Annotated in this window: 11 protein-coding genes; 4 read left to right on the top strand and 7 right to left on the bottom strand. The window is 70.6% G+C overall.

Translation table 11 applies throughout. The features are described 5' to 3' along the window. Nucleotides 1–459 precede the first annotated feature (459 nt). Nucleotides 460–1,155 carry a DNA-3-methyladenine glycosylase gene (locus tag AB8Z75_RS26120; RefSeq protein WP_369206075.1) on the bottom strand — a complete coding sequence of 232 codons (696 nt, stop codon included), beginning with the start codon at nucleotides 1,153–1,155 and terminating at the stop codon, nucleotides 460–462. Nucleotides 1,156–1,258: 103 nt separating this feature from the next. Here AB8Z75_RS26120 and AB8Z75_RS26115 point away from each other — a divergent pair, with 103 nt between their 5' ends. Beyond that, a complete protein-coding gene (locus AB8Z75_RS26115; protein ID WP_369206073.1) occupies nucleotides 1,259–2,041 on the top strand; it encodes a sporulation protein in 783 nt (260 codons plus the stop codon). A 176-nt stretch (nucleotides 2,042–2,217) separates the two neighbouring features. Here the strand turns inward: AB8Z75_RS26115 and AB8Z75_RS26110 are convergent, their stop codons facing one another. After that, the gene (locus tag AB8Z75_RS26110) at nucleotides 2,218–2,649 is read right to left on the bottom strand and encodes a barstar family protein (protein WP_369206071.1); all 432 of its coding nucleotides are present in this window, start codon (nucleotides 2,647–2,649) and stop codon (nucleotides 2,218–2,220) included. A gap of 176 nt (nucleotides 2,650–2,825) precedes the next feature. Between AB8Z75_RS26110 and AB8Z75_RS26105 the strand changes: the two genes are divergently transcribed. Next, nucleotides 2,826–3,365 (top strand): YbhB/YbcL family Raf kinase inhibitor-like protein, encoded by a 540-nt coding sequence (locus AB8Z75_RS26105; protein WP_369206069.1) that lies wholly within the window; start codon nucleotides 2,826–2,828, stop codon nucleotides 3,363–3,365. Nucleotides 3,366–3,960: 595 nt separating this feature from the next. Then, nucleotides 3,961–4,473: an HNH endonuclease gene (locus AB8Z75_RS26100; protein ID WP_369206067.1), complete on the top strand. Its 513-nt coding sequence runs from the start codon at nucleotides 3,961–3,963 to the stop codon at nucleotides 4,471–4,473. A 64-nt stretch (nucleotides 4,474–4,537) separates the two neighbouring features. Here AB8Z75_RS26100 and AB8Z75_RS26095 read toward each other — a convergent pair whose 3' ends face one another. The 4 genes from AB8Z75_RS26095 to AB8Z75_RS26080 form a co-directional block, all read right to left on the bottom strand. Further along, entirely contained in the window at nucleotides 4,538–5,305 is a 768-nt protein-coding gene (locus tag AB8Z75_RS26095; RefSeq protein ID WP_369206065.1) for a sulfite exporter TauE/SafE family protein, read from the bottom strand. A 201-nt stretch (nucleotides 5,306–5,506) separates the two neighbouring features. Further along, complete coding sequence (locus AB8Z75_RS26090; RefSeq protein ID WP_369206063.1) at nucleotides 5,507–6,487, bottom strand: SPFH domain-containing protein; 981 nt, start codon at nucleotides 6,485–6,487, stop codon at nucleotides 5,507–5,509. A gap of 84 nt (nucleotides 6,488–6,571) precedes the next feature. Next, nucleotides 6,572–7,003 (bottom strand): NfeD family protein, encoded by a 432-nt coding sequence (locus tag AB8Z75_RS26085; RefSeq protein ID WP_369206062.1) that lies wholly within the window; start codon nucleotides 7,001–7,003, stop codon nucleotides 6,572–6,574. 13 nt (nucleotides 7,004–7,016) lie between these two features. After that, entirely contained in the window at nucleotides 7,017–7,808 is a 792-nt protein-coding gene (locus AB8Z75_RS26080; RefSeq protein WP_369206059.1) for an ABC transporter ATP-binding protein, read from the bottom strand. A 115-nt stretch (nucleotides 7,809–7,923) separates the two neighbouring features. Here AB8Z75_RS26080 and AB8Z75_RS26075 point away from each other — a divergent pair, with 115 nt between their 5' ends. Further along, nucleotides 7,924–8,751: a hypothetical protein gene (locus tag AB8Z75_RS26075; protein ID WP_369206057.1), complete on the top strand. Its 828-nt coding sequence runs from the start codon at nucleotides 7,924–7,926 to the stop codon at nucleotides 8,749–8,751. 52 nt (nucleotides 8,752–8,803) lie between these two features. On the opposite strand, the gene AB8Z75_RS26070 is transcribed toward AB8Z75_RS26075, so the two are convergent. Further along, on the bottom strand, nucleotides 8,804–9,052 hold the full coding sequence (locus AB8Z75_RS26070) for a chaplin (protein WP_369206055.1): 249 nt from the start codon (nucleotides 9,050–9,052) through the stop codon (nucleotides 8,804–8,806). Nucleotides 9,053–9,280: the final 228 nt, after the last annotated feature.

Raw genomic sequence — 9,280 nt, 5'->3', positions numbered from 1 at the left:
GCGTTCGTCCTGAGCCAGGATCAAACTCTCCGTGAATGCTTCAATCATCCACAGGAAGAGCGGAACAGGCCGGAGGAATAATCCAACCCGTCCACAGCGTCCTCGCTGTTGTGTATTTCAAAGGAACCTCAACCCACCGGAACAACCCGGCAGGTCGGGGTATCAACATATCTGGCGTTGACTTTTGGCACGCTGTTGAGTTCTCAAGAAACGGACGCTTCCTTCGAGACCATCTCACTGGTTTCTCCGGACGTTTGCCCTTTCGGTGTTCACTACTTTAGCTCGTTTTCCCCGAGACTCATAATCGAGTCTCTCGGGGTCGATTTTCGGCGTACCGAAAGCGACCCCGGTTAAGGGGTTCACGTCCTGGGTAGTGATCTGCCGCTTTTCGTACGGGGGCGCTCTCACTGGGCTTGGAGCCCGTGGCAAGCCGTCCCGTCTTCAGCGGCTCGATCTACATTAGGGGGTGGGACGGTCCGCGTCAAGTGCCGGCCGGCGGTGCCGTGGCTTGTGGGGGCGGTACGGACTGACGGTCGGGTCGTCGGCCAGCCAGAAGCGCCACGGCTGGTGGGCGCCCTCTCCGCCGACTCCGGTGCGGGGGCCGTTGCGTACCGCGTCGGCGTCACCCGGCTCCCCCGCGAGGACGCTCAGCGGTGCGGTGGCGTCGTGGGAGCAGACGTCGGCGCCGTTCAGCTCGCGGTCCACGGCCAGTGCCGTCGCGAGGCGGGCGGGGCCCTTGGCGAGTTCCGCGTCCTTGCGGGCCTTCGGCCGGCGCTGCCTGGCCTGGTCCATCCCTTCGAGGACCTCTCCCGCGCGGATCAGGACACCGCTGGCATGCCCCTCGGGTCCGCAGACGAGGTTCAGGCTGTACCACATTCCGTAGATGAAGTAGACGTACGCGTGACCTGGGGGCCCGAACATCGAAGCGTTGCGATGGGTCCTGCCCCGGTAGGCGTGAGAGCCGGGATCGGCCTCACCCGCGTACGCCTCGACCTCCGTGATGCGCAACTGCATGCGTCCCTGTGGCGTCGTGCGTACCAGGATGCGACCGAGGAGCTCGGGAGCGACATCCAGGACAGGACGGTCGAAGAACGTTCGGGGGAGGTACGGGTGGTCGCCGGTCGTGCTGGGCTTGCTGTCTCGGCCTGCGATCATGCCCTCCGAGCGTACAAGAACCGCGCAGAAGAGCGGCGTGTGAGCGCCGCGCCACGAGAACTGGCCGCGCTCCCGCCGGGGAGCCGGACGGGGAGGACGAGGGATGGGCTTCAAGAAACTGTTCGCGAGCATGGGTATGGGCAGCGCGTCCGTCGACACCGTGCTGCACGAGCCGCACGCCGTGCCCGGGGGTGTGGTGCAGGGTGAGGTGCGGATCGAGGGCGGCTCCGTCGAGCAGGAGATCCAGGCGCTGTCCGTGGGCCTGCAGGCGCGGGTCGAGGTGGAGACGAACGACGGCGAGACGCATCAGAACATCGAGTTCGGTACCCAGCAGCTCGGTGGCGAGCTGACCCTGCACGAGGGCGCTTCGCACGTGGTGCCCTTCAGCCTCGAGGTGCCGTGGGAGACGCCGGTCACCACGTTCCTGGGGCAGCAGCTGCGGGGCATGCAGATCGGGGTGTGCACGGAGCTGGCTATCGCGCGGGCTGTGGACTCGACCGACCTGGACCCGGTGGAGGTCCACCCGCTGCCCGCGCAGCAGGCGATTCTGGACGCGTTCGGGCAGCTGGGCTTCCGCTTCAAGTCGGCGGACATGGAGAAGGGGCACATCCGCAACACGCGGCAGCGGCTGCCCTTCTACCAGGAGATCGAGTTCCACGCGCCGCAGCAGTACCGGGGGCTCAACCAGGTCGAGCTGTCCTTCGTCGCGGACGCGCGCGGGATGGACGTGGTGCTGGAGATGGACAAGAAGCCGGGACTGTTCTCGGAGGGCAGTGACACCTTCCGCGCGTTCCCCGTGGACTTCGACACCTACCAGCAGACGGACTGGGCCGGGTACCTCAACCAGTGGCTGGCCGAGGTCGGCGGGAAGCGCAACTGGTTCTGACGCCTTCGGTTTCCGAGGCGGTCGGCTTCTGACGCGGTCGGCTCGGCTTCTGAGACGGCCGGAGTCTGAGGCGGTCGGAGTCTGAGGCGGTCGGCTCGGCTTCTGACGCGGTCGGGACGGTTCGGTCCCGCTCAGCCGGCGACGTCCTCCCCCGCTTCGGTGCGCTACGGCCCCGCTCAGCCCAGCAGGATGCTGAGCGGGGTCTCGCGTACCGCCCAGAAGCCGACAGCGGCGGTGAAGACCTCCGCGGCGGCGGTCGCGTCCTCGGGGTCGGCCTGTTCGAACTCCGTCCAGCCGGTGGCCAGGAACAGGTAGCCGCGGGTCTCGCCCCACCAGGACAGGTCGGTGAGGACGTCGGCGAGGGCGTCCCAGTTGCGGCCGAAGTAGTCGGGGAGCTCCAGTCCGGTGGCGCAACGCTCCATGAAGTCGGCTTTGTTGCCGACACCGGTCAGGTCCACGACCGCGTCGAACCAGCCTGCTGCGTCCGCCTGCATGAGGGCGTCGGGCCCCACGGAGGGGAACCGGTAGACGCCGGGGGGTACCGAGGCGTCGAAGAGGCCGGGGAGGTCGGCCTGGGGCAGCTCGGGCAGTTCCACGGGGCTGGTCATCTCATACCACCGCTTCGGTCTCGTCGTGGTCACTCGCTCGAAGGCGCCCGCGGCTGCGGGCGTGGGGCTGGGGTGTACGGGGCGTGCTCTCGCACCCTGGACATGGTGGCAAAGAGAGGCTGCCTCGATCGTTAGGCTGGCCGGTACAGCGATTCGCGTGACGAGGAGGTTCCGACGTGACCGACCAGCAACGGCGCCCGCTTCCCCATGACTTCCACCCCCCGGTGCCGTCGATTCGTGTGGTGAGCGACGATCTGGCGGACGGCGGCCATCTGGGTTCCGCACAGGTGTACGCGGAGGGGAACACCTCTCCGCACCTGCGCTGGGAGGGTGCCCCCGAGGGGACGAAGAGCTACGCCGTGACGTGCTTCGACCCGGACGCACCGACCGGCAGCGGTTTCTGGCACTGGTCCGTCATCGACATCCCGGCCTCGGTGACCGAGCTGCCCGCGGGTGCCGGTACGGGTGAGATGAAGGGGCTCCCCGAGGGGGCCGTGCACGTGCGCAACGACTTCGGGACGCCGGACTTCGGCGGGGCGGCACCGCCGCCCGGGGACGGGCCGCACCGCTACGTGTTCACCGTCTACGCCGTGGACGCGGAGAAGCTCGGTCCGGACGCCGGCGCGACGCCCGCCTTCGTCGGGTTCAACCTGCGCTTCCACACGCTGGCGCGGGGGCACGTCATCGGCGAGTACGAGATCCCTGCGGAGGGCTGACCGGCTGCCCGGGAGACCGGGAGACGACCGGGAGACCGGCTGCCCGGGAGACCGGAGACCGCCTTCCGGCCGGCTGGCCGGAACAATTCCGTTGCGCCGCGCCTCGTGCGCGGCGCAACGTGTATCCGGGCAGTCGGCACCGTGGCGCGGTACGCCATCGCGAGCGGGGACGGCAGGCGCTCATCGGCGCCCGCCGTCCGCCGGAGTCCGGCCGGGGGTCGGACGACCGCGCCGGCTGCCTCCGACGCCCCTCCACCGGCTCTTTGCCACCGTCCCGCTTCCGGCCCGGCTTCCTCTCCCGCGCTCCCAGGCGGACGGCCCCGCCAGCTCGCCCCGTGTCCCCGGTGCTCCTTCCCCTTTCCTCGGTGCCCGGTCTTCCTCGGTGCTCCCTCCCCTTTCCTCGGTGCCCCGTCTTCCTCGGTGACCTGGCGTTCTCGGACACTTCATATGCCGTACAGCGGGCAGAAATTGCGTTGTCGGCCTGCGAGGACAGCGGCACAGTGGAGCCACCCCGGCGCGGGGGCGCACGGGGTGAAAGCGGAGGAAACCGAGGAGAACCGAGGGATCCGAGAGGGTCCAAGGGGAGGCGGGCGGGATGCGGGAGACGCTGGTGCTCAACGCGAGTTTCGAACCGCTGTCGACGGTGTCGCTGCGGCGGGCGGTGGTGCTCGTGATGCGGGAGAAGGCCGTCGTCGAGCAGTCGCATCCCGGGCTGAAGGTGCGCGCGGCGCAGCTGGAGATACCGGTGCCGCAGGTGATCAGACTGCGCCGGTTCGTGAGAGTGCCGTTCCGACAACGGGCGTCGTGGTCGCGGCGGGGCGTGCTGGTGCGGGACCGGCACAGGTGTGCGTACTGCGGGCGCCGGGCGACCACGGTGGACCACGTCGTTCCCCGCTCGCACGGGGGCGGCGACACGTGGCTGAACACGGTCGCCGCGTGTGCGGCGGACAACCACCGCAAGGCGGACCGCACGCCCGCGCAGGCAGGGATGAGGCTGCTGGTCAAGCCGTTCGAGCCGACGCCGGCCGACGCCCTGCTGCTGGCGCTGGGGCTCGGGGAGGGTGACACGCTCCCCGAGTGGCTGACGGTGCCGGCGGCCACGGCGTGAAGGCGGGTCCGCCGCCCGTGGGTCCGGGCATGCGGAACCGCCCGCGGGAGGCGGTGCGCTCGGCTCAGCGCAGTGTCAGCTGAACGATGGCGACGAGGCCGACGGCGACGATGACGCCGCGGAGTACCGCGGGGGCCAGCTTGCGTCCGATGCGGGCGCCGAGCTGGCCCCCGGCTGCCGAGCCGAGCGCGATCAGCACGACGGCCTGCCAGTCGATGTCGGCGACGAAGAGGAAGAAGACGGCTGCGACGCCGTTGACGACGGCTCCGAGGACGTTCTTGACGGCGTTGATGCGCTGGAGGTCGTCGTTGAGCAGCAGCCCCATCAGGGCCATGTAGATGACGCCCTGGGCGGCGCCGAAGTATCCGCCGTAGGCGCTGGCGACGAGGATGCCGCTCTGGAGGGGGAGACCGCCGTGCGGGTGTGCTGCGCTGTTCTTGCGTGCGCGGCGGCGGCGGACGGCGGCGGCGAGCCGGGGCTGGAAGACGACGAGGACGAGCGCGACCGCGATCAGCACCGGGACGATCATGTCGAAGGCGCTGCTGGGGAGGGTGAGCAGCAGGATCGCGCCGGTCAGTCCGCCGAGGAGGGCCGCGGCGCCGAGCCGGAGGATGCGGCGGCCCTGGCCGCGCAGCTCCCTGCGGTATCCGATGGCTCCGCTGACGGAGCCGGGGACGAGGCCGATGGTGTTGGAGACGTTGGCGGTCACCGGCGGCAGGCCGACCGCGAGCAGCACGGGGAAGGTGATGAGGGTGCCGGAGCCGACGACGGTGTTGATGCCGCCGGCGGCGATTCCGGCGGCACAGACGGCGACTGCCTCCCATATGGTCACGCGAAGCCCCTCCGGTGATCGGTGTCAGTGCCACTGATCATGCCCGAGGGGTCGGTGCTCGCGTGCGCCGCGTCCGGCTTCTGGACGGCGCGGTTCCCTGCGGTGGGCCCGCGCGCGAACCGGAACGGCGCCCGCTCGGGGACCGCGCCGGGCCGCTCGGGAGCGAGCGCGGGCTGCTCAGGAGCCGAGCGGGGCCGCTGATCAGGAGTCGAGCGGGGGCTGCTCGCGCGGGGGCTTGGTGACGGCCGGCGGGGTCATCTGGCTGGGGACACCGCCACGGCTGCCACCGCCGTTGCCGCCGCCGCTGTCGGGGCGGAAGTTGTCGAGGGCGCCGCCGAGGCCCTTGAGGGCGTCGCCGATCTCGCTGGGGACGATCCAGAGCTTGTTGGCGTCGCCCTCGGCGATCTTCGGCAGCATCTGGAGGTACTGGTAGGAGAGCAGCTTCTGGTCCGGGTCCCCGGCGTGGATGGACTCGAACACCGTGCGGATGGCCTGCGCCTCACCTTCGGCGCGGAGCGCCGCGGAGCGGGACTCGCCTTCGGCGCGCAGGATGGCCGACTGCTTCTCACCCTCGGCGGTGAGGATCGCCGACTGGCGGACACCCTCGGCCTGGAGGATCGCGGCGCGCTTGTCGCGGTCGGCGCGCATCTGCTTCTCCATCGAGTCCTGGATGGAGGTCGGCGGCTCGATGGCCTTGAGTTCGACGCGGTTGACGCGGATGCCCCACTTGCCCGTGGCCTCGTCGAGCACGCCGCGCAGGGCGGCGTTGATCTCCTCGCGGGAGGTGAGGGTGCGCTCCAGGTCCATGCCGCCGATGATGTTGCGCAGCGTGGTGACGGTGAGCTGCTCGATCGCCTGGATGTAGCTGGCGACCTCGTAGGTGGCGGCCCGGGCGTCGGTGACCTGGTAGTAGATGACGGTGTCGATGTTCACCACGAGGTTGTCCTGGGTGATCACCGGCTGCGGGGGGAAGGGCACGACCTGCTCGCGGAGGTCGACGCGGTTGCGGACGGTGTCGATGAAGGGGACGACGATGTTGAGGCCCGCGTTCAGGGTGCGGGTGTAGCGTCCGAAGCGCTCCACGATCGCGGCGCTGGCCTGCGGGATCACCTGGATCGTCTTGATGAGCGCGATGCAGACGAGCACCACCAGGATGATCAGGACGATGATGATGGCGTCCACGGCCTTGCCCCCTGCATCTTGTTATCGCCTCTTGTGTACGTGCCGCTCGTGCAACTGCCGCTCGCTGTGCGGTTGCTCACGCCATCACATCACGACGGCGGTGGCTCCGTCGATCTCGACCACATCCACCTCACTGCCCGGCTCGTAGGTCGTCGACGCGTCGAGCGCGCGGGCCGACCAGATCTCGCCGGCGAGCTTGATGCGCCCGTTGCGCCCGTCGACCTGCTCCAACACCACGGCCTGGCGGCCCTTGAGCGCTTCCACGCCGCTGGCCAGTGCGGGCCGTTCGGTGCGGGAGCGGCGCGCGAGGGGGCGTACGACCAGGATCAGGGCCACCGAGACGATGGCGAAGACCACGACCTGGGGCACGGCTCCCCCGCCGAGCCCGGCCGTCCCTGCGGCTGCCACCGCGCCCACCGCGAGCATGCCGAACTCGGGCATGGCCGTGACGATGAGCGGGATTCCCAGCGCTGCGGCGGCCACCAGCCACCAGACCCATGCATCCACATGCCCCATGGTAGGCGCGAGCTCAGCGCAGCGGCAGGCCCTGAGCGGTCCAACGGCCGTTCTGCGTCTCGACGACGAGCGGCAGGCCGAAGCACAGCGAGAGGTTGCGGGAGGTCAGTTCCGTCTCCAGCGGTCCGGCGGCCAGCACCCGCCCCTGGCGGATCATCAGGGCGTGCGTGAAGCCGGGCGGGATCTCCTCGACGTGGTGGGTGACCATCAGCATGGAGGGGGCGTAGGAGTCGCGTGCGAGCCGTCCGAGGCGGCGGACGAGGTCTTCGCGCCCGCCCAGGTCGAGCCCGGCGGCGGGCTCGTCGAGGAGCAGCAGTTCGGGGTCGGTCATCATGGCGCGGGCGATCATGGTGCGCTTGCGCTCGCCCTCGGAGAGGGTGCCGAACCTGCGGTCGAGGTACTCGGACATGCCCAGGCGGTCGAGGAAGGCCCGGGCGCGGTCCTCGTCGACCTTCTCGTAGTTCTCCTGCCAGTGCGCCGTCATGCCGTAGGCGGCGGTGAGCACGGTCTCCAGCACGGTCTGGCGGCGGGGAAGCTTCTCGGCCATCGCGATGCTGGCCATGCCGACGCGCGGGCGCAGCTCGAACACGTCGACGCCGCCGAGTTGTTCGCCCAGGATGCGGGCGGACCCGGAGGTCGGGAAGAGGTAGCTGGAGGCGACGTTGAGCAGGGTGGTCTTGCCCGCGCCGTTGGGACCGAGGATGACCCAGCGCTCGCCCTCCTTGACCGACCAGGAGACGTCTTCCACCAGAGCGCGTCCGTCGCGGACCACGGATACGTCCACCAGCTCCAGTACTTCGCTCATGAGCGCGTTGTCTCCTATTGCAGTCGCGTTTGAGTGCCTGTGGGCACATTCCCCAGGGGAAAACCTACGCCACCGTGTGCGAAAGCCTCTCCCTAGGCTTCCCTAGGCTGGGTCCATGCTCACTGAACCTCGTTCCGGGCGGCTGGCCGCCTGGGGAAACGCGCTCTTCGCCGGTCTCGTCTCGCCCGACGAGGCCGCCGAGCGCATCGTTGCGGGCGACGCCGTGCACCGTGTGGCGCTGCCGGATGAGGAGGGCGCACCGGTGGGGCTGACGCTGGCGCTGGGGCGGCTGCGGTCGCTGGGCGCGGTCGGTCTGCGGGTGGCGCTGCCGGTGCCAGGGCACCCGCTGGGGCTGAGCGGGCCGCCTGGGTTCAACGCGCGGGCGGTGGCGGCCGAGGAGGCGGTGCTGGTGCACGGCGCCGCGCTGGGGCTGGTGCCCGCCGTGCACGAGGCGGGGCCGCAGGCGGCCGATCCCGAGGACGTGCACACCGAAATGGTGTGGGAGTGCCTGCCGGTGCGCGAGGCGCCGCCCGCCGACGTGCCCTCCCTCGCGGAGGCCGAGCGGGAGCTGGCGGAGGCGCTGCGGGAGGCCACCGAGGTCTTGACCCGGCTGGACGTGGCGGGTTCTGGGCCGGTCGCCGACGCGGCGCTGGAGGCGTACCGGGCGCGGACGGAGGCGGGCAGGCAGCTGCTGGCTCCGGGCTATCCGGCGCGTGCGGTGCGGGTGCTGGAGCTGGCCCAGCGGGTGGGGGCGCTGGTGGCGATCGCGTACGGCGGCGGGGGTGAAGGACGCGAGCACGGCGGGGCGCTGAGCGCGTCGGCGATCGCGGCGCGGGCTGAGGCGCTGCGTCCTGTGGAGCGTACGGCGCGGCGGGCGCAGGTGGCGGCGTACAACGCGTACGCGGAGGAGCTGGAGCGGCGCCGGGAGGGCGGGCGGCCCTGAGGCGGCGCTCGGTGGCGCCGGGCCTCGGGGTCCGCCCTTCCGGCGCGGTGCCTCAGTGGTTGACGGCGTGGTTGCCGAAGACGGGGTTGAGGACGCCGACGACGTTCACGGAGTTGCCCGAGACGTTCGCCGGGATGTGGATCGGGGCCTGGACGAGGTTGCCGGAGCCGACGCCGGGCGAGTTGGTGGCCGCGCCGCGGGCGTCGGCGTGGTGCCCGGTGGCGAAGGCGGAACCGGCGGAGGCACCGGCGGCGACCCCGGCGGCGGCGATGACGAGGGCGGCCTTCTTGGCAGTGTTCATGGGGTGTTCTCCCTGTGGAATCAGCTGATCGCACCGCGGACGGGGCGCCGCGGGCACACCAGGGAGAACGGGCGCCCGCCGGTGGGGATACGCAGAAAAGATGACGACCACACGACGGTATGAATCACCGGGCCGGAACGAACGGATGCCCGAATCCTCTGGCTCTCCGTGACGCGCACCGGCGCGGTCGACGCGTCACCCCCTCAACCGGTGACCGCCCAACAGACC

The sequence above is a fragment of the Streptomyces sp. PU-14G genome (assembly GCF_041028275.1).
Lineage (GTDB): Bacteria > Actinomycetota > Actinomycetes > Streptomycetales > Streptomycetaceae > Streptomyces.
This window is presented reverse-complemented; position numbering and strand designations above follow the sequence as displayed.